Origin of the sequence: Halomonas sp., assembly GCF_034520545.1 — a bacterium.
Lineage (GTDB): Bacteria > Pseudomonadota > Gammaproteobacteria > Pseudomonadales > Halomonadaceae > Halomonas.
In genome coordinates this window covers 286,941-306,603 of record NZ_JAXHNN010000003.1, presented here as the reverse complement: position 1 = coordinate 306,603, position 19,663 = coordinate 286,941, and the positions used below count along the sequence as shown (strand labels likewise).

The 19,663-nt window shown below is 65.5% G+C and carries 18 protein-coding genes and 1 pseudogene; 8 read left to right on the top strand and 11 right to left on the bottom strand.

Annotated features, from left to right (window positions below):
- Nucleotides 1-116 precede the first annotated feature (116 nt).
- From U5L98_RS03425 to U5L98_RS03405, 5 genes and pseudogenes are all read left to right on the top strand, one after another.
- Nucleotides 117-326: a hypothetical protein gene (locus U5L98_RS03425; protein ID WP_322556944.1), complete on the top strand. Its 210-nt coding sequence runs from the start codon at nucleotides 117-119 to the stop codon at nucleotides 324-326.
- Between the two features lie 222 nt (nucleotides 327-548).
- Complete coding sequence (locus U5L98_RS03420; protein WP_322556943.1) at nucleotides 549-782, top strand: 3-keto-5-aminohexanoate cleavage protein; 234 nt, start codon at nucleotides 549-551, stop codon at nucleotides 780-782.
- A gap of 3 nt (nucleotides 783-785) precedes the next feature.
- Nucleotides 786-1,738 (top strand): annotated as a pseudogene (locus tag U5L98_RS03415) (L-carnitine dehydrogenase).
- Nucleotides 1,738-1,857, top strand: coding sequence for a thioesterase family protein (locus tag U5L98_RS03410; protein ID WP_322556942.1), 120 nt, complete (start codon nucleotides 1,738-1,740; stop codon nucleotides 1,855-1,857). Before U5L98_RS03415 ends, U5L98_RS03410 begins: the two are co-directional and overlap by 1 nt.
- 130 nt (nucleotides 1,858-1,987) lie before the next feature.
- On the top strand, nucleotides 1,988-2,179 hold the full coding sequence (locus tag U5L98_RS03405; RefSeq protein ID WP_322556941.1) for a hypothetical protein: 192 nt from the start codon (nucleotides 1,988-1,990) through the stop codon (nucleotides 2,177-2,179).
- A gap of 99 nt (nucleotides 2,180-2,278) precedes the next feature.
- On the opposite strand, the gene U5L98_RS03400 is transcribed toward U5L98_RS03405, so the two are convergent.
- The 11 genes from U5L98_RS03400 to U5L98_RS03350 all read right to left on the bottom strand — a co-directional run bounded on the left by U5L98_RS03400 (nucleotide 2,279) and on the right by U5L98_RS03350 (nucleotide 15,073).
- Nucleotides 2,279-2,731 carry a helix-turn-helix domain-containing protein gene (locus U5L98_RS03400; RefSeq protein ID WP_322556940.1) on the bottom strand — a complete coding sequence of 151 codons (453 nt, stop codon included), beginning with the start codon at nucleotides 2,729-2,731 and terminating at the stop codon, nucleotides 2,279-2,281.
- Nucleotides 2,732-3,014: 283 nt separating this feature from the next.
- Complete coding sequence (locus U5L98_RS03395) at nucleotides 3,015-3,239, bottom strand: hypothetical protein (RefSeq protein ID WP_322556939.1); 225 nt, start codon at nucleotides 3,237-3,239, stop codon at nucleotides 3,015-3,017.
- Between the two features lie 75 nt (nucleotides 3,240-3,314).
- Nucleotides 3,315-4,058 carry a Crp/Fnr family transcriptional regulator gene (locus U5L98_RS03390; RefSeq protein WP_322556938.1) on the bottom strand — a complete coding sequence of 248 codons (744 nt, stop codon included), beginning with the start codon at nucleotides 4,056-4,058 and terminating at the stop codon, nucleotides 3,315-3,317.
- The gene (gene glp / locus U5L98_RS03385) at nucleotides 4,018-5,274 is read right to left on the bottom strand and encodes a gephyrin-like molybdotransferase Glp (protein WP_322556937.1); all 1,257 of its coding nucleotides are present in this window, start codon (nucleotides 5,272-5,274) and stop codon (nucleotides 4,018-4,020) included. The genes U5L98_RS03390 and glp overlap by 41 nt, the downstream gene beginning before the upstream one ends.
- Nucleotides 5,271-5,855 (bottom strand): molybdenum cofactor biosynthesis protein B, encoded by a 585-nt coding sequence (gene moaB / locus U5L98_RS03380; protein ID WP_322556936.1) that lies wholly within the window; start codon nucleotides 5,853-5,855, stop codon nucleotides 5,271-5,273. Before moaB ends, glp begins: the two co-directional genes overlap by 4 nt.
- A 10-nt stretch (nucleotides 5,856-5,865) precedes the next feature.
- A complete protein-coding gene (locus U5L98_RS03375; protein ID WP_322556935.1) occupies nucleotides 5,866-6,687 on the bottom strand; it encodes a peptidylprolyl isomerase in 822 nt (273 codons plus the stop codon).
- 12 nt (nucleotides 6,688-6,699) lie between these two features.
- Entirely contained in the window at nucleotides 6,700-7,383 is a 684-nt protein-coding gene (narI, locus tag U5L98_RS03370) for a respiratory nitrate reductase subunit gamma (protein WP_322556934.1), read from the bottom strand.
- A gap of 12 nt (nucleotides 7,384-7,395) precedes the next feature.
- Complete coding sequence (gene narJ / locus U5L98_RS03365) at nucleotides 7,396-8,196, bottom strand: nitrate reductase molybdenum cofactor assembly chaperone (protein ID WP_322556933.1); 801 nt, start codon at nucleotides 8,194-8,196, stop codon at nucleotides 7,396-7,398.
- Nucleotides 8,189-9,763, bottom strand: coding sequence for a nitrate reductase subunit beta (narH, locus tag U5L98_RS03360; RefSeq protein WP_322556932.1), 1,575 nt, complete (start codon nucleotides 9,761-9,763; stop codon nucleotides 8,189-8,191). Before narH ends, narJ begins: the two co-directional genes overlap by 8 nt.
- Nucleotides 9,760-13,542 (bottom strand): nitrate reductase subunit alpha, encoded by a 3,783-nt coding sequence (locus U5L98_RS03355; protein ID WP_322556931.1) that lies wholly within the window; start codon nucleotides 13,540-13,542, stop codon nucleotides 9,760-9,762. Before U5L98_RS03355 ends, narH begins: the two co-directional genes overlap by 4 nt.
- Before the next feature lie 199 nt (nucleotides 13,543-13,741).
- On the bottom strand, nucleotides 13,742-15,073 hold the full coding sequence (locus tag U5L98_RS03350) for an MFS transporter (protein ID WP_322556930.1): 1,332 nt from the start codon (nucleotides 15,071-15,073) through the stop codon (nucleotides 13,742-13,744).
- A 151-nt stretch (nucleotides 15,074-15,224) separates the two neighbouring features.
- On the opposite strand from U5L98_RS03350, the gene U5L98_RS03345 reads away from it, so the two are divergent.
- The 3 genes from U5L98_RS03345 (at nucleotide 15,225) to U5L98_RS03335 (ending at nucleotide 19,661) form a co-directional block, all read left to right on the top strand.
- Nucleotides 15,225-17,129: a type IV pili methyl-accepting chemotaxis transducer N-terminal domain-containing protein gene (locus tag U5L98_RS03345; protein WP_322556929.1), complete on the top strand. Its 1,905-nt coding sequence runs from the start codon at nucleotides 15,225-15,227 to the stop codon at nucleotides 17,127-17,129.
- Nucleotides 17,130-17,134: 5 nt separating this feature from the next.
- A complete protein-coding gene (gene narL / locus U5L98_RS03340) occupies nucleotides 17,135-17,800 on the top strand; it encodes a two-component system response regulator NarL (RefSeq protein ID WP_322556928.1) in 666 nt (221 codons plus the stop codon).
- A gap of 268 nt (nucleotides 17,801-18,068) precedes the next feature.
- A complete protein-coding gene (locus U5L98_RS03335) occupies nucleotides 18,069-19,661 on the top strand; it encodes an MFS transporter (RefSeq protein WP_322556927.1) in 1,593 nt (530 codons plus the stop codon).
- Nucleotides 19,662-19,663: the final 2 nt, after the last annotated feature.

The window sequence follows — 19,663 nt, the reverse complement described above, 5'->3', positions numbered from 1 at the left end:
CGGTGCCAGTTCGCGTATCCACATGCGCATGACCCGGAAACCGGCGGCGTCAGCCACTCCCTGGAGCACTTCCGCGAGGTCATGGAGCGCGTTCGCGAGAGCAATTCGACATCATCATGGACATCACCGCCGGCGGCGGCGACTGGATCCCCGACGTCGAGGACCCACTCGCGGCGGCCCGGGCACCCGACATCCAGACCCCGGCCCAGCGCCACGCGCCGGTGGGCGAGCTACTGCCGGAGCTGTGCGCCCTGGACTCCGGCAGCCTCAGTTCGGCGACATGGTCATCGACGCCGCCGACTGGCTGCGCGAGCACGCCAGGCTGACCAGCGGCGGGCGTCGAGCGAAGCTGATGCTCGACCTCGGCAGCGTGTGCGTTTGCCCGTCAGCTGCAGCAGGAAGGGCCTGATCGACGGTGATCCGCTCTACCAGGTCTGCCCTGGACTTGCCTGGCGCACCGAGGCGGACGCGACGGTGTTGGCAGGTGCGCAACGAGCTGCAGAAACGCCCAGTGGGCGGCCTTCGGCGTCGGCCACCACCAGATGCCCATGGCGGCCCAGGCGGTGCTGCTGGGTGGCCATGCCCGGGTCGGCCTGGAGGACAACCTCTACCTGGAGAAGGGCGTGTTGGCCACCAATGCGCAGCTGGTGGAGAAGGCCTCCAGCCTGTTCGAGAACCTGGGCGCCCGGGTGATGAGCCCGGCAGAGACCCGCGCTCATCTGAAGCTGCGCGACCCGCGCACCGGCCAGGGCAGACCGTGGACCGAAGACCGTGGGAGGTGAGGCATGAGCCGCCAACTTAGCGTGATCGGTACCGGGGTGATCGGCAACGGCTGGATCGCCCGCGCCCTGGGGCGCGGCTGGGACGTGGTGGCCTTCGACCCCGATCCCGAGGCCCCGGCGCGTACCCGCGCCTTCGTCGACAGTGCCTGGGGGTCCCTCGAGCGTCTGGGCCTGGCCGAGGACGACAGCCCCGCGCGGCTGCACTTCGTGGACAGCCTCGAGAAGGCCGTCGAGGATGCCGACCTGATCCAGGAAAACGTGCCGGAGCGCCTGACACTCAAGCGCGAGATCCTCGCCGCCCTGGATGCGAGTGCCGCCGAAGGCGTGGTCATCGGCTCCTCCACCTCCGGCTTCAAGCCCAGCGACCTGCAGCAGGACTGCACACGGGCGCCGGGGCGAGTGATCGTCGCCCACCCCTTCAACCCGGTCTACCTGCTGCCGCTGGTCGAGCTGGTGGGGGGCCAGGCCACGGAGCCGGAGCATATCGAGCGTGCCCAGCGCTCTACCAGGCACTGGCCATGCGCCCCCTGGTGGTACGCCGGGAGATCGAGGGGCATATCGCCGACCGCCTGATGGAAGCGCTGTGGCGCGAAGCGCTGCACCTGGTCAACGACGGCGTGGCCACCACCGAGATCGATGCCGCGGTGGTCTACGGCTGCGGCCTGCGCTGGTCGCTGATGGGCACCTTCCTGACTTTCCACCTGGCCGGCGGCGAGCCGGGCATGCGCCATATGCTCGAACAGTTCGGCCCGGCACTGAAGCTGCCCTGGACCAAGCTCAAAGCTCCCGAACTCACCGACGAGCTGATCGATAAGGTCGTCGAGGGCTGCGAGCATCAGGCTGCCGGTCGCAGCGTGGCCGAGCTCGACCGCCGACGCGACGACTTCCTGGTCGAGCTGCTCGACCTGGTGCATAAATACTGGCCCGAAGCCGAAGGCCTGGAGGGGCGAATCTGATGACACTACTCGAAACCCGAGTCCGGCCGGAGTGGGTCGACTACAACGGCCACATGAACGATGCCGAATACGCCAGGGTCTTCTCCCTGGCGGTGGACGGCTGGTATCGGCCTGGATGATGCCGGCCGCGCGCAGCATGGCTATACGATCTACACCCTGGAGGAGCCCATCTCTGCTACCGCCGCGAGGCCCACGAAGGGCAACCGCTTCGAGGTGGCCCTGAGCCTGATCGCGACACCAAGCGGCTGCATGCTTGCGATGCATGACCTCGATGGAACTCTGCTGGCTACCAGCGAGCAGATGCTGATGGGCATGGGCCAAGAGAGTGGTCGTCCGGCGCCCTTCCCCAACCTCATCGAGGCCGCCATCGCCGAACTGCCCCATGTCGAGCGCAGTGCGTGGCCGACGCTTGCCGGGCGTACCATCGGCATCCGTCGTTGAGCGAGCCGCGTTAAGCACTGCGAGCCACCCTCCCCGTGGGTGGCTACTGGTGTATCCTGCTCCTCACCATGAGACTCCAGCCCCTCCCCACTTTTACAGTCATTCACCAGCCCCTCGACGCGCCTCGCGGGTGCCGTAATGCTGAAACGCCCGCGAGAAACTGGGACCGGAGGTGAAGCCACAGGCCAGCCCGATGGAGAGCACGTCCATGTCGGTCTCGGTGAGCAAGTGCTGTGCACGGCCAAGACGCAAGGCCAGGTACCAGCGGCGTGGGGAGGTGGCAAGATGCTGCTCGAAGAGGCGCTGCAGCTGACGCTGGGAGACGCCGCTGCGGCGGGCGATATCGGAAAGTCCAAGCGGCGTCTCGAGATGCCGCTCCATCAGTGCGACCGCTTCCACCAGACGGCGGTTATGAGTGCCCAGGCGTCGCGCCAGGGTCATGCGCTGCTGATCATTGCGGCTGCGCAGCCGTTCGTGGATCAGCTGCTCGGAGACGTCGATGGCCAATCGAGATCCGTGGCGCCGGGCGATCACCTCCAGGACCATGTCCATGGCTGCGGCACCACCGGCGCAGGAGAAACGACGCTCCCCGAGTTCGAACAGCTCATCAGAGGTCTGGATAGCGGGGAAGCGTTCGCCGGAAGGCCGGCAGACTCTCCCAGTGCAGTGCGCGCTCGCCCTTCAGAGTCCCGCGGCGGCAGCGGGAACACCCAGTATCCAGGCCTCCCAGAACCCAGCCAGCCTGGTCCAGGCGGTGCAGCCAGCCCATCAATGGCCGGGCAAGATGCGCTCCCGGCGCGAAACCGCTGCATACCGCCAGGCATGGGCCGATGGTTCACCTGGTGGATGGAATGGTCGGTGGCAGGGGTGAGGTGCCGTTGCTGGCGGTAACCGGCTCGCCGTGGGCGCTGATCAAGCTCCAGTGGGATGGCGGCCTGTCGCTTCGATCGTTGGCAATGCGCAGCGGCTCCACCGCGGCGAAGAACGCCATCATCGAGAAACACGGCAACAGCAGAAAGCCCACCGACTCAGGCAGCGGGCCGTGGTATTCCAGGCGCATGCTCGTCTCCTCAACGCTGACGACGCATCGAGGTCGTGGGGCCGACGACACGCCCAGGATGGGTGGTGTGGGCTGTCAATCGTCGCTCAGCATGAGATCGCGCAGCTTCTGCTCGTCGAGAACCACCAGCCGCTGCCGATCGATATTGATAAAGCCCTCCTCACGCAACTTGGCCAGCAAGCGCGACAGGGTCTCCGGCGTCATGGCCAGCTGAGCGGCCAGCCAGCGCTTGGGAATGGTCAGCCGGACCACGCGTGGCCCTCTGGCGCGGCGCGCCGGAAGCTGGCGCAGGATGTAGCTGACCAGGCGCGCCATGGCATCGGCCTGGGTCAGCAGGGCCATGTCCTCGAGACGCTCGGTGAGCTCCAGGGCCAGGCGGCTCATGAATTCCGCACGGCAGGCGGGCTGGCAATCCATGATCTCGCGGCAGCGCGCTGCCGGGATCGACAGCACATGGGTGCGACGCAGGGCCTCGGCAGAGTAGAGATAGACGCCGGCGCTGGATACCATGCTCAGCTCGCCCAGAGTGCCGCCGCGCTCCACGCAGCGGATGGTCGCCAAGCGGCCATCGCCAGCGCTGCGCACCAGGCGCACCACGCCGCTGATCACCACGTAGAGCCATTCGGCCGGTGCATCCTGGCGGAACAGCCACTCGCGGGCCTTGAGGGTTCGCACCTGGCTGTATTCCAGCAGGTCCTCGAGCCGCTCATCATCAAGGTCGCCCAGCCAGGGCACCCCACGCACCAGGTCGCGCAGCTGTCGGGGGCGGAACAGCAGCTCAGTCGAGGAACTGGGCACCGGGACAGTATCCGTAGACATGGCCTTCCTCCACATTATTATTAGAATCGATGATCAGGTAGCCATGGGCCTGGCTGGCGGCGCCGAGCATGTGCGAGCCCTGTCCGCCGGCCAGGCGTGCGACAGGCGCACCACCCGTCCAGTCCAGCACCACCCTCAACAGCTCGCGTCGGCCTCTCGGGGCCCGCCGGGAGAAGCCGGCGGTGACCGGGAAGCGCTGCAGCGCCGGAGGGGTACGCCCCTGAAGCCCCTGCACGAACGGCAGCGCCAGCCACTGCCAGCCCACCAGCGAGGCCACCGGGTTGCCTGGCAGACCAATCAGCGGGGTGCCGTCGCACAGCGAGGAACCGAGCCAGCCCAAGACAAAGGGCTTGCCGGGCTTTATCGCCACCCCGTGGAAGCTGATGCCGCCCAGGTGCTCCAGTACCGGACGCACATGATCCTCCTCCCCCACCGAGACCCCACCCGTACACACTACCAGATCGGTTTCCTCGCGCGCCCGGGCAAAGCATTGACTCAGGTCAGCTGCGGTATCGGCAACGACGCCCAGGTCGAGAACCTCGCAGCCCTGCTGGGCAAGCAGGGCCCTCAGCATGGCGCCATTGCTGTTGTAGACCTGGCCGGGCACCCAGGTTTGGCCAGGCTCGATCAGCTCGTCGCCGGTGCTGACCAGGGCCACGCGGAGCCGTCGACGCACCGTCACGATATCGATGCCTTGGCTTGCCAGCAGGGCGATGGACGCGGCGTTCAGCCGCGTGCCCGCGGTCAGCAGCACATCACCGACACGACTCTCCTCGCCCCGGCGGCGGATATTGGCGCCCGCGGCCAGCTCATCCTCGACGTGCACACGCCCCGCGGCGTCCAGGCTCACCTTCTCCTGGGGCACCACTGCGTCTGCACCCAGCGGCACAGGGGCGCCGGTGAAGATGCGAGCACAGCCTCCGTCGGAGAGCCTGAGCACACCGGCCCCGGCCGGCACACGCAGCGTCACCGGCAGGCCGGAGGGCGTCACGGCGAGTTCACGCCGACGCAGGGCATAGCCGTCCATGGCGCTGTTGTCGACACCAGGCAGGTCGAGGACGGCGTGAGCATCCTCGGCCAGTACCCGACCGGTGGCATCGTCCAGCGCGACCCGCTCGCAACCCCCTACCGGAACGCCGGACGCCACCATCAGGGCCCGAGCATCGAAAAGGTCAAGCAGGCCGGGAGTAACGACCTCCGCGCAGCCGCAGTTCATGCCTCGACCCCTTCCGCCGCGCCCTCCTCGGTGGAGACCTGGCGGGATGCACAGTGCTTCGCCTCCGGCAGTACCATGGCGACGAAATTGCAGGGCCGGGTGCGAGCATCGAGCTGGGCCACTAGGATGCCGTCCCAGGCGGTGGCGCACGCCTTGGGCGAACCGGGCATGGCGAACACCAGGGTACGATCGATCAGCCCGGCCACCGCTCGGGACTGGATGGTGGACGTACCGATGCTTTCCAGCGAGAGCTGACGGAACAGCTCGCCATAGCCGTCGACCGCCTTGTCGAACAGGGGCGCGAGCGCCTCGGGAGTGGTATCGCGTGATGTGAAGCCGGTGCCACCGTTGACCAGGATTACCTGAATGTCCTCGCGTACCACCCAGGCAGAGACCACCGCTCGGATGCGGTAGACATCGTCGGGCACGATCTGTCGCTCCACCAGCGCGTGGCCTGCCTGAGTGAGCCGTTCGCCGAGCAGGTCCCCGCTACCGTCTTCATCGAAGCCGCGGGTGTCGGAAACGGTCAGCACGGCGAGACCGAGCGGGGCGAAAGGGGTATCGGCATGGACATGGGCCATGGAAACTCTCCTATTGCATCAAGGCACTGGCGCTATCGTCGTCGAGCGCGATGCCCTCGACGCCGATCTCGGCCTCCAGGGCCAGCAGGTAGTGGCGCAGGGCACGACGCGTGGCCTGCTCGCGCAGGCTGTGGCGGACGTGTTCAGCGACCTGCTGGTAAGGCAGTTCACGACCCTCGACACGCTCATCGATACTGACGACGTGCCAGCCATAGCGGGAGGCCAGCGGGCGGTCGTGGAGCCCCTCGGGCAGATGCTGCAGGGCACGGTCCAGCTCGGCCACGGTCTGGCCCGGGGCCAGCCAACCCAGCTCGCCGCCTTCCTCCTTCGAGGGACAGGCAGAGTATCGCTGAGCGAACTCGGTGAAGCGCTCGGGCACCTCCTGCAGCTGACGGATCAACTTCTCGCCCTGGCGATAGCCGGCATCACGGGCCGGGGCATCGTCCGGGGCCGCGGCCAGCAGCACATGGCGCACCCGCAGCCGAGTGGGCTCGCTGAAACGCTCGGGATGGGCGGCGTGGAAGCGACGACAGTCTTCCTCGGCGGGCTCGGGCACCTCAAGCTCGCGCTCCAGCAGCTCGGCGATGGCGACATCGGCCTCGTCGACCGCCTCGCCGGCGGCCTCGGCCACTCCCAGGACAGCCGCCCGCTGGCGCAGCAACTCGCGCACCACCAAGGCGCGGGCCGCCTTGAGCTGTGCTGTTCCGGCGCTGTCCGCCGGGTGGTACTGCATCTCCTCGGCGATGTCGGCCTCCGCGATGGTGGCCTCGCCGACCCGGATGGGTGGGGGAGTGGCCCCTCCCGGGATCATCTCGATATCGATCTTCTGCATGGTGATAACTCCTCAGCCCCGCTTGCGAACCAGCTGGTAACGGCGAGTGATATACCCGAAGGGCACGCTCCACACATGCACCAGGCGCGAGAAAGGGAACAGCAGGATAATGGTCAAGCCGAGGAAAACGTGGACCTTGTAGATCCATGAGACCTCGGCCATGAAGTCCGCCGCCCCGCCGCTGAAGAAGACGATGGATTGTGCCCAGGCAGCCAGGGTGAGCATCATCGCGCCGTCCAGGTGGCCCAGCGAGAAGAACACGCTGATGATACCCAGCCCTGCCTGGAAGACGATCAGCCCGAGAATGACATTGTCCATCGGAGCGGACGAAGCCTTGACCCGCGGGTTGGTAAAGCGACGGTAGAGCAGCATGCCACCACCCACTAGGACCATCACGCCGGCGATGCCACCGATGACGATCGCCACCACTTGCTTGGCGCCGGCGCTGATGAAGGGTGCATAGATCCAGTGCGGCGTGAGCATGCCGAACAGGTGGCCAAAGAAGATCACGATGATGCCGATATGGAAGAGGTTGCTGGCCAGGCGCATGTTCTTCGACGAGAGCATCTGGCTGGAACCGGTCTTCCAGGTGAACTGGCCGTGGTCGTAACGCAGCAGGCTGCCGACCAGGAACACCGTACCGGCCAGATAGGGGTAGTAGCCATAGATCAAGTGTTGCAGATATTCGCTAAACATGACGGTTCTCCTTTAGCGATCGGTCGGGCCGCGTTCGGCCACGGCACGGTCGGGCTGGCCGCTGCCGGCCATGATTCTGACGGGGTCGCTGGGCACCGCCTGCTTGCGCTCGGCGAGCCGGCGACCCTCGGCGGACTGCAGCGCGCAATCCTCGTCGGAGGCGGCCGTGAAGCGCACGGCTTCCTCCTCCCAGATCTCGTCCAGCGCCTCCGGTGTATCGTCGGGCGCCTCCTCCTTCACCGTCTCGCGGTGGGCGTCGACGTCCCCTTCGGCGCCGATCAGGGCCAGCAGCGCCAGCGGCACCAGGGCTTGATCGGCATCCCGCTCTTCAAGGCGCGCACTGAGCAGCGCCAGAATATGGCGGATCTCACCCAGCCAGCGGCCGATGTCGGCCTCCGGACGGGTCGAGAGATACTCCAGGAACAGCGGCAGGTAGTCAGGCAGTTCACGGGCATCGAGCTCGAAGCCCGCGGCGCTGTACTCGGCCATCAGATCGACCATGGCCTGACCGCGATCGCGGGACTCGCCGTGGACGTGCTCGAAGAGCAGCAGCGAGGTGCTGCGTCCCTTGTCGAACAGCGCCACGTACTCGGCCTGCAGCTCCATCAGATCGGCTTCCAGCAGGCGCTGGCACCAGTCCATCAAACGAGCGCGCAGTGCCGGCTTCCAGCGGCGCTCGCCGTCGAGGATCTCGATCATCTCCGGCGCGGCGGCCTGGAGCTCCGCGGAGGGATAGTCGAGCAGCCTGGCCAGCACGCGCAGGCTCAGCATATCCGGCTCCGCCACGGGATATTGCATCGCTGCCTCAGCCATGACGCACCTCCTCGCTCTGAGTCTTGTCCTGTGCACCGGGATCGAAGGTCTCGACCGGCTGCACCAGGGTGGTGGTCTGTGAACGGCCGTTGAACAGGCTTGGCTTGCTCTCGCCGTGGCAGCCGTCGCCGAAGGTGAAGCCGCAGCCGCCGCGCTCCGGGAAGGCCTCGGTGGCCATTTCGCGATGGCTGGTGGGGATCACGAAGCGATCCTCGTAATTGGCGATGGCCAAGTACCGGTACATGTCCTCCACCTGGGCTTCGCTGAGCCCCACGCTCTCCAGCACCTCGGTCTCGGCCTTGCCTTCGACGTGCTTGCCGCGCATGTAGAGGCGCATCGCCATCAGGCGCTTGAGCGCCAGCACCACAGGCTCTTCCTCGCCGGCGGTGAGCATGTTGGCCAGGTACTTGACCGGGATGCGAAGCGACTCGATCTTGGGCATGACACCCTCGAACTCGACGTTGCCGGCCTCGGCGGCGGACTGGATCGGCGACAGCGGCGGCACGTACCAGACCATCGGCAGGGTGCGATACTCCGGATGCAGCGGCAGCGCCAGACCCCAGTCCATGGCCAGCTTGTAGACCGGCGAGGCCTGGGCGGCGGCGATCACATTGTCGGTGATGCCATCCTTCTTGGCCTGTGCGATCACCTCTGGGTCGTTGGGATCCAGGAAGATCTCGCACTGACGATGATAGAGATCACGCTCGTCCGGGGAGCTGGCGACTTCCTCGATGCGGTCGGCATCGTAGAGCAGCACGCCGAGATAGCGGATCCGGCCCACGCAGGTCTCGGAGCAGACGGTCGGCTGGCCGGCCTCGATGCGCGGATAGCAGAAGATGCACTTCTCGGACTTGCCGGTCTTCCAGTTGTAGTAGATCTTCTTGTAGGGGCAGCCGGAGATGCACATCCGCCAACCGCGGCACTTGTCCTGATCGATCAGGACGATGCCGTCTTCCTCGCGCTTGTAGATCGCGCCACTCGGGCACGACGCCACGCAGGTCGGGTTGAGGCAGTGCTCGCACAGCCGCGGCAGATACATCATGAAGGTGTTCTCGAACTGGCCGTAGATGTCGGCCTGCACCTTCTCGAAGTTCGCGTCCTTGCGCCGCTTGGCAAACTCGGTACCGAGAATCTCCTCCCAGTTCGGGCCCCACTCGATCTTGTTCATGCGCTCGCCGGAGATCAGCGAACGCGGCCGCGCAGTGGGCTGATGCTCGCCCTGCTTTGCAGTGTGCAGATGCTGGAAGTCGAAGGTGAACGGCTCGTAGTAGTCGTCGATCTCCGGCAGATCGGGGTTGGCGAAGATGTTCGCCAATACCCGCCACTTGCCGCCGATACGCGGCTCGATGCGGCCATCCTTGCGACGCAGCCAGCCTCCCTTCCACTTGTGCTGGTTCTCCCACTCCTTGGGATAGCCGATGCCGGGCTTGGTCTCGACGTTGTTGAACCAGGCGTACTCGACGCCTTCTCGACTGGTCCAGACGTTCTTGCAGGTCACCGAGCAGGTGTGACAGCCGATGCACTTGTCGAGATTGAGGACCATGCCTACTTGCGAACGAATCTTCATTTCACGGCCTCCTGCACGGTGTCATTGCCTTCGCCATCCAACCAGTCGATATGCTTCATCTTGCGAATCAGGACGAATTCGTCGCGGTTGGAGCCGACGGTGCCGTAGTAGTTGAAGCTGTAGGAGAGTTGCGCGTAGCCGCCGATCATGTGGGTCGGCTTGGGGCAGATGCGGGTAACCGAGTTGTGGAACCCGCCGCGAGTGCCGCTGACCTCTGAGCCGGGGATATTGGTGATACGCTCCTGTGCGTGGTACATCATCACCATGCCGTTCTTGACCCGCTGGCTCACCACGGCGCGGGCGGTGATCGCACCATTTGAGTTGTACAGCTCGATCCAGTCGTTGTCCTCGATGCCGATCGACTGCGCATCGTCCTCCGACAGCCAGGCAATGGGACCGCCGCGTGACAATGTCAGCATCAGCAGATTGTCGCTGTAGGTGGAGTGAATCCCCCACTTCTGGTGCGGCGTGATGAAGTTCAGCGCCTTGGTCTTGAAGCCGTTATCGGCCGGCAGGGTGAAGCCCTGCGCCGCCTTGGTATTGATCGGCGGACGGTAGACCAGCAGGCTCTCGCCGAAGGCACGCATCCAGGGGTGGTCCTGATAGAACTGCTGGCGACCGCTGACGGTGCGCCAGGGAATCAGCTCGTGGACGTTGGTGTAGCCGGCGTTGTAGGAGACGTGCTCATCCTCGAGGCCGGACCAGGTCGGACTGGAGATGATCTTGCGCGGCTGGGCGACGATGTCGCGGAAGCGAATCTTCTCGTCCTCCTTGGGATGCGCCAGGTGGGTGTGATCCCGCCCGGTGATCTTGGAGAGGGCATCCCAGGCCTTGACCGATACCTGACCGTTGGTCTCCGGCGCCAGCGTCAGCACCATCTCGGCGGCGTCGATGGCACTCTCGATCTGGGGGCGGCCCTTGGAGGATCCGTCCAGCTTGCGGTGGTTGAGCTTGCCAAGCAGCTCCACCTCGGACTCGGTTTTCCAGTTGATGCCCTTGCCACCGTTGCCGATGCTCTCGAGCAGCGGTCCCACGGAGGTGAAGCGCTCGTAGGTCTCGGGGTAGTTGCGTTTGACCTCGACTAGCGCCGGCATGGTCTTGCCCGGGATCGGCTCGCACTCGCCCTTCTTCCAGTCCTTTACATCAACCTGGGCCAGTTCGGCGGGTGAGTCGTGCTGATGCGGCAGGGTGACCAGGTCGGTCTCCTCGCCCAGATGACCTACGCAGACCTTGGAGAAGGCCTTGGCAATACCCTTGTAGATCTCCCAGTCGCTGCGCGACTCCCACGCCGGGTCGGTGGCCGCGGTCAGCGGGTGGATGAAGGGGTGCATGTCGGACGTGTTGAGGTCGTCCTTCTCGTACCAGGTGGCGGTGGGCAGCACGATGTCCGAGTAGAGGCAGGTGGTGGACATGCGGAAGTCCAGGGTCACCAGCAGGTCGAGCTTGCCCTCAGGCGCCTCGTCATGCCACTTGACCTCCTCGGGCTTGGTGCCGCCTTCCTCGCCCAGGTCCTTGCCCTGGATGCCGTGGCGGGTCCCCAGCAGATACTTGAGCATGTACTCGTGGCCCTTGCCGGAGCTGCCCAGCAGATTGGAGCGCCAGATGAACATGTTGCGCGGGAAGTTCTGGGGGTTGTCCGGATCCTCGGCGGCAAACGCCAGCTCGCCGCTCTTGAGCTGCTCGACGGCATAGTCCTTGGTGGACATTCCGGCCTGCTCGGCGGCCTTGGCCAGGCGCAGCGGGTTGGTGGCGAGCTGCGGTGCCGAGGGCAGCCAGCCCATGCGCTCGGAGCGCACGTTGAAGTCGATCAGGCTGCCCGGGTAGTCCTCGGCCTTGGCCAGCGGCGAGAGGATCTCCTTGATCTCGAGCTTCTCGTAGCGCCACTGGGAGGAGTGGTTGTAGAAGAAGGAGGTGGAGTTCATGTGGCGCGGCGGCCGCTGCCAATCGAGACCGAAGGCCAGCGGCAGCCAGCCGGTCTGAGGGCGCAGCTTCTCCTGACCCACGTAGTGGGCCCAGCCGCCGCCGCTCTGGCCGATGCAGCCACACATGACCAGCATGTTGATCAGGCCACGGTAGTTCATGTCCATGTGGTACCAGTGGTTCATGCCGGCACCCACGATGATCATGCTGCGCCCCTGGGTCTTGTGGGCGTTGTCGGCAAACTCACGGGCGATGCGCTCGGCCTGTTTGGCAGGCACGCCGGTGATCTTCTCCTGCCAGGCCGGGGTATAGGGACGGATCTGGTCGTAGGAGGTCGCCCCGTCGTCTTCGCCATCGCCCTTGAAGCCACGGTCGATGCCGTAGTTGGCACACATCAGGTCGAACACGGTGACCGCCAGCATCTCGCTGCCGTCGGCCTTCTTCATTTTCTTGACGGGCAGGTTGTGGAAGAGCAGATCATCCGCGGCACCCACGCCTTCGCCCTTCACATGGTCGAAGTGCTCGTGCTCGATGCCGCCGAAGTAGGGAAATGCCACGCTGGCCACGCTGTCGTGATGGTCGGCCAGGGTCAGCAGCGGCTTGATCTCGGTCCCCTCGGCGTCCAGCGTCTCGAGGTTCCACTTGCCAATCTCGTCACCGGTCTCGCCCCAGCGGAAACCGATGGAGCCGCGCGGCACCACCAGTTGGTCGCGGGTCTCGTCCCAGGCGACGGTCTTCCACTCGGGATTGTTCTCCTGGCCCAGACTGGCATCGAAATCGCTGGCGCGCAGCTGCCTGCCGGGGGCGTAGCTGCCGTCCTCGCGGGCCTCGAGCTCGACCAGGAAGGGCATGTCGGTGTACTGGCGCACGTAGTCGGTGAAGTAGGCGCTGGGCGTGTCGAGGTGGAATTCCTTGAGGATCACATGGCCCATGGCCATCGCCAGGGCGGCATCGGTGCCCTGCTTGGCGGAGAGCCACTCGTCGGTGAGCTTGGAGACCTCGGCGTAGTCTGGGGTGATGGAGACGGTCTTGGTGCCCTTGTAGCGCACCTCGGTGAAGAAGTGGGCATCCGGGGTACGGGTCTGGGGCACGTTGGAGCCCCAGGCGATGATGTAGCCGGAGTTGTACCAGTCGGCCGACTCGGGCACGTCGGTCTGCTCGCCCCAGGTCATCGGCGAGGCCGGCGGCAGGTCGCAATAGAAATCGTAGAAGCTCATGCAGACGCCACCGATCAACGACAGATAACGGCTGCCCGCCGCATAGCTGACCATGGACATCGCGGGAATCGGCGAGAAGCCCACGATGCGGTCCGGGCCGAACTGCTTGGCGGTGTAGACGTTGGAGGCGGCGATCAGCTCATTGAGCTCGTCCCAGTCGGCGCGCACGAAGCCGCCCATGCCACGGGCCCGCTTGTATTCCTTGGACCTCGCCGGGTCCTCGACGATATAGGCCCAGGCCTCGACGGGATCCTCCTTGAGCTCCAGTGCCTCTCGCCACAGCTTGAGCAGCGGCTTGCGGATCAGCGGGTACTTGAGGCGGTTGGCGCTGTACATGTACCAGGAGTAGCTGGCGCCCCGCGGGCAGCCCCGCGGCTCGTGATTGGGCAGGTCGGGCCGGGTTCGCGGGTAGTCGGTCTGCTGGGTCTCCCAGGTGACCAGGCCGTTCTTGACGTAGATCTTCCAGCTGCACGAACCGGTGCAGTTCACCCCGTGGGTGGACCGCACCACCTTGTCGTGCTGCCAGCGCTGCCGGTAGCCGTTTTCCCACTCGCGGGACTCCTGGCGAAGTTCACCATGCTCGTTGGCGAAGGGTTCGCGGGCCTTGCGGAAGAAGTTCAGCCGATCGATGAAGTGACTCATGGTCGCTCTCCAGGCTCCTGATAAAGATGCGTGACCACCCCGGGCCACTCGGACTGCCCCTCCCTCACAGGGCTCAGGCAGCTTCCATGGAAGAGATTCTGGGGGATCGGAAGGAGGAATACTGCCCGGTTACCTCCATATACATGCCCCCTACCTCCAAGGAGATAGACATCGGTGAAGGAGGGGTTAGAGCGGGCATTCAGCGTGCGTCCCCGTGGCCTCGGGCATGATCGGCGAGCATTATCAGCATGCAGGCCACCAGGGCGGCATAGAGGAACATGAAGCCCGCGGTGCGTATTCCCAGCCATTCGCCGCCCAGCACGAAGACCGGTGGCAGCAGAGCGGCGAAAAGCCCACCCAGGGTCAGTGCCAGCCCACCCACCAGCGCCATGTCGTCGCCATGGTCGCGATGGATCAGCCGCATCAGGCTACCTTGGCCCACCCCCATGGCGCCGCCCATGGCCACCAGCAGGCCCAGAAACCCCCATAGTGGTGCCGCATAGTGCAGCGTCAGTTCGCCATACATGCCCTCGATACGCATGGAGAAAGGGGGATAGGAGAGCAGGAACAGGCAGACCAGCACGAAGGCGCTGATCCACCAGCGCAGGCTGCGGAAGTCCCGCCAATCGGCCAGGGCGCCACCAATCACCTGGCCCGCCCCGACGGCGAGCGTGAAGGGCAGCGCCCAGAGTGCCGCGGCTTGCAGCGAGAGCCCGTAGCGGGCCGTCAGGTGACCGGGCAGCCACAGCGCCAGGGCCACGAAGGCGCCGAAGAAGAAGCTGTAGGTGATCGCCAACCGCCACAGCTGCCAGTCGGCGAGGCGGGCGGCCAGTCGAGCGACTCGAGTCCTCGCTGAGGCTCGAGCCGTCGGCAACGCGTCATTCTCTATCTCGCCAACGGGCTCGAACGAGTCATCGTCATCGGCGAACAGCCACAACAGGGCCGCCACCAGCAGCACCGGCAGCAGGTAGAGCTGCGGTGCCATCCGCCAGCCGTAGGCCTGGCTGACCAGTGGCAGCAGCAGGTAACTCAACCCGGCCCCCACCATGCCGGCCCCGTAGAGGCCCAGCGCCAAGCCGGCATGGCGAGGCGGCCCCAGTTTCGCCACATAGACCAGGCCGGCGGCCAGCGAGCCGGCCCCCAGCCCAAGCCCCAGGCCGGACAGCAGGAATTCCAGGTAATGATGCGCCTGGCTGATCCACCACAGGAAGGGACAGATCAGCAGCAGGCAGCCGAGCATGACCCGACGCCCACCATGCTGTCGGGCCAGCAGCGCCATGGGCAGGCTGGCCAGAGCCCCGGCGAGCATCGGCATGGCCAGCAGGACTGCGAAGCCGACGCCTCCCAGGGCCAGCTCCCGGCGGAGCTCCACGCCGAGCACGGCGAACAGGGTCCAGCAGGCGAAGACCAGGGCAAAGGCCAGCGGCGAGAGCACGACCACCACCAGCGAGCGGTAGTCCGGCGGTGCCGATTCGCCATGGACCGACGCATCGCGGGACTCGTTCGAGAAGGAATCGGGGGCGCGAGACATGGGCCGGGGCTCGAGAGGTTTGGTTGAATTCTCGGAAGCCCCAGGGGCAGGGTCAAAAGGGCAAGAGAGGTACGCCTTTGAGGGAGCAACAACTACCCATTAGGGTATAGTGACACCCTGAATCCATACTCATGGGAAGGCCCTCCCGCCGATGAAGCTGCTGCAACGCTCCCTGGTGGCCCGCATCGTCGCCTCGCTGCTGGCAATCAGCGCCATGGCGCTGATCAGCATCGTCGTGACCATGGTGGTGGCCAACGGCAGCCGCGGCGATGCGGCTGCCATCAACGTGGCCGGCTCGCTGCGCATGAACACCTACCAGATCGTCGCGGCCCTGCAGCGTTACGAACGCCAGCCCGAGCCGGCGCAGCGCGAACGGGTCGAGGCACTCAGCGAGCGCTTCCGCGAACGGCTGGCCAACCCTCGGCTGAACCAGGCCCTGCCCCAGGCCGAGGACCACCCCCTGCAGGCACAGTACCGGATGCTGCAGGCGCGCTGGGACGAAGCGCTGGCACCCCAGGTAACTCGTGCCATCGCCGGTGAAGGAGTGGAGGTCGAGGCACTGCGCCAGACCCTGGACGGGCTGGTGGATGACATCGACCAGTTGGTCACGCAGCTAGAGCGGAACAGCGAGGCCAAGATTCGCCTGCTCAGCGTGCTGCAGATCCTCTTCCTGGCGCTGACCGCCGTGGTGGTGGCGATCGCCCTCTACGACATCCGCCACAACCTGGTGGCCCCGCTGCACCAGTTGGTGGTGCTGGCCCGGGAAGCCGGCCGCCGCAACTTCCACTATCGCACCCGGTTCAAGGGCAGCGACGAGCTCGCCCTGCTGGGCCGCACCCTGGATACCATGGCTGGCGAACTCGCCGCCAGCTACGCCGAGCTGGAGGAGCGCGTCTCGCGCAAGCAACAGGAGCTCGAACGCAGCAACCAGGTCATGCAGGTGCTCCACGACGGCAGCCGGGCTCTCTATGGCGGCGGCAACGATCTCTGCGCCAGCGCCGCCCCGATGCTGCGTCGCATTGAACAGCTGCTCGACATCGGGCCGATCAAACTCTCGCTGCACGACCCCTACGATGACCACGAGGTGCCGATACTGGCGACGCACTCGCGTAGCCGTCCCACCTACTGTCGCGACCACGACTGCCACGCCTGTCTGATCGACCCCGAGCCCCTTGAGCTCTCCGAGACCGGCAAGGCGGAGTGTCTGCTGCTGCCAGTGAGCGTCGGCGCGACCCTGCTCGGCACCCTGGAGATCTGGTATCCCGAGGACCGCACGCTCACCGACAGTACACGCCGGCTGCTCAATGCTCTGACCAACCAGCTGGCCACAGCGGTCTACCTGCAACGGCGCATCGAGGAGCAGCAGCAGGTAACGCTGATGAACGAGCGCACCATCATCGCCCGTGAGCTCCACGACTCCCTGGCCCAATCGCTCTCCTACCTCAAGATGCAGGTCGCCAGGCTCGAGCGCATGCAGGCCAGGGAGATGCCCCGCGAGGCCCAGACGGCCGTCTTCGGCGAGCTGCGCACCGGGCTCGACAGTGCCTACCGTCAGCTGCGCGAGCTGCTCACCACCTTCCGCTTGAAGCTCGAGGGGCCCGGCCTCTCGAGCGCCATGCGCCAAACCACCGAGGAGTTCGCCGAACGGCTTGGCTTCCCGGTGGAGCTTTACTTCGACGTGCCACCGCATCTGCTCAATCCCAACGAGGAGATCCATGTGCTGCAGGTGGTCCGCGAGGCGCTGGCCAACATCCACAAACATGCCCGTGCCCACTGGGCGGCGGTTACGGTGCGCTTTCAGCAGGCCCGCCTGCATGTCATGGTCGAGGACGACGGTATCGGCCTGCCGGACGACGGCTCGCCACCCATGCACTATGGCCTGGTGATCATGCGCGACCGCGCCGATACACTGGGCGGAGAATTCGAGGTGCGCAACCGTCAGGCCGGCGGCACCCTTGTGGAGCTCGCCTTCTCGCCACAGACCGCACGACTGATCGCCCAGCAGCCGGCCAGCGCGCCCGAGGCCGCCGCCCTTCAACACGGACAGAGGGACTAGCCAGGATGACCCGGACCGATCACGACACCCCCGCCACGATCCTGCTCATCGACGACCATCCGCTGCTGCGCCGCGGCGTGGCCCAGCTGCTCGAGCTGGAAGATGACCTTGAGCTGGCCGGCGAGGCGGGCGAGCCGGAGGTCGGCATCCGGCTGGCCGCCGAACTCGACCCCGACATGATCCTCCTCGATCTCAACATGCCCGGCATGGATGGCATCGCCACCCTTAAGCAGCTGCGCGAACAGGGCTATGCCGGACGCATCGTGATGTTCACCGTCTCGGATCACGAGGAGGATGTGGTGGCCGCCCTGCGCAGCGGTGCCGACGGCTACCTCCTCAAGGACATGGACCCCGACGAGATGGTGCGCCAGCTGCGCCAGGTCGCTTTGGGGCGCATGGTGATCAGCGAGAGCCTCACCGCCCTGCTGGCCGAAGCATTGCGCAGCCAGCGCAACCAGCCGGCGGCACCGGATATCCACAGCCTGACCCAGCGGGAGCGCGAGATCCTGCGCGAACTGGCCGCGGGTCTTTCCAACAAGCTGATCGCCCGCAAGCTCGACATCACCGAAGGCACCGTCAAGGTCCACGTCAAGCACCTGCTCAAGAAGCTCAACTTGCGCTCGCGGGTGGAAGCCGCGGTATGGGCCGTCCAGGAGGGGGTGGACAAGTAGATCCTGTGTGGATACCTCCAAAGACCTTCGAAGCATCCGCCGCCTCCCTACTCACCCCTCCCCCCATGACAAAAACCATGTAGATCAATGACCTGACCTCGAATACCTCCTACCTCCCTGGAGGTATCCTGCTGGTTTTTCGGCATTTTTGCCCCGTTTCGCCCTTCCCCTCCGAGGCGTATCTTTCGCGACAAAGCCCCGCGCCTTGATATCGGTCAACCGCGACCCTGGCCGGGGCCTCACGCAAGCGCTCTAAGGGGGAAAAGCCATGACGAGAAAGAATGCCGACATCGAAGACTGGGATGTCGAGAACGAGGAGTTCTGGGAAAAGGAAGGAAAGAAGGTTGCCAATCGCAACCTCTGGATTTCCATACCCAGCCTGCTGATGGGCTTCGCCGTATGGCTGATGTGGGGCATGATCACCACACAGATGCAGAATCTGGGCTATCCCTACAGCGTCGATCAGTTGTTCACGCTGACCGCCCTTGCCGGGCTTGCCGGCGCCACCCTGCGCATTCCCGCCTCCTTCATGATTCGCATTGCCGGCGGGCGCAACACCATCTTCCTGACCACTGCCCTGCTGATGATCCCTGCGCTGGGCACCGGCATCGCGCTGATGAATCCGGACACGCCCTTCTGGATGTTCCAGATACTGGCGCTGCTGTCGGGCATCGGCGGGGGCAACTTCGCTGCCTCCATGAGCAACATCTCCACGTTCTTTCCGAAAAAGCAGCAGGGTTATGCCCTGGGCATGAACGCCGGCCTGGGTAACTTCGGCGTCACCACCATGCAGATCCTGATCCCGCTGGTGATGACCGTGGGCATCTTCGGTGGTCTGGCCGGTGCGCCCATGGCGCTCGAAAGTGCGAGCGGCACCCTGATCGGCCGCATCGAGGCCGGGACCGACACCTGGATCCAGAATGCGGCCTTCATCTGGCTGGTTTTCCTGATTCCGCTGGCCTTCGCCGGCTGGTTCGGCATGAATAACCTGCGCGCCATCACCCCGAATCCGGGCACACCGGCCCAGGCCTTCGGCAAGATCCTGGGGCTCTATGGCGTGGGCCTCGTGACCTCGGTGATCGGCATGCTGGCGCTTGTCTGGCTCAACATGTGGATCGCCCTGCCGCTGACCATCCTGATCACGGTATTCGCGCTGCGCCTGATCCCGGGCGACATCCAGCCCAACATCCGGAAGCAGTTCGCCATCTTCAACGATAAGCACACTTGGGCGATGACGGTGCTGTATATCGCCACCTTCGGCTCCTTTATCGGCTTCTCAGCCGCACTGCCGCTCTCCATCAACGTCATCTTCGGCAACATGATGGAGGTGGCCGCCGATGGCAGCGTGACGCGGGTGGTCAACCCAGACGCTCCCAGTGCACTGACCTGGGCCTGGATCGGCCCCTTCGTCGGCGCCCTGATCCGCCCGGTGGGCGGCTGGATCTCCGACAAGGTCGGGGGTGCCGTGGTCACCCAGGCGATCTCAGTAGTGATGGTTCTGGCGTCCGCTGCCGTGGGCTACGTGATGATGCTGGCGTATAACGGCACCGATCCCAACAGCTACTTCGCCATCTTTCTGATCCTGTTCGTCGTTCTCTTCGCTGCCAGCGGCATCGGCAATGGCTCTACCTTCCGCAGCATCGGGGTCATCTTCGATCAGCAGAGCAAGGGACCGGTGCTGGGCTGGACCTCGGCCGTAGCCGCCTACGGCGCCTTCATTGCCCCGCGGGTGATGGGCGAGCAGATCCAGGCCGGCACCCCGGAGATGGCGATGTATGGCTTCGCGGTCTTCTACGCGCTCTGCCTGGTCGTCAACTGGTGGTTCTATCTGCGTAAGAGCGCCTACGTGAAGAACCCCTGATT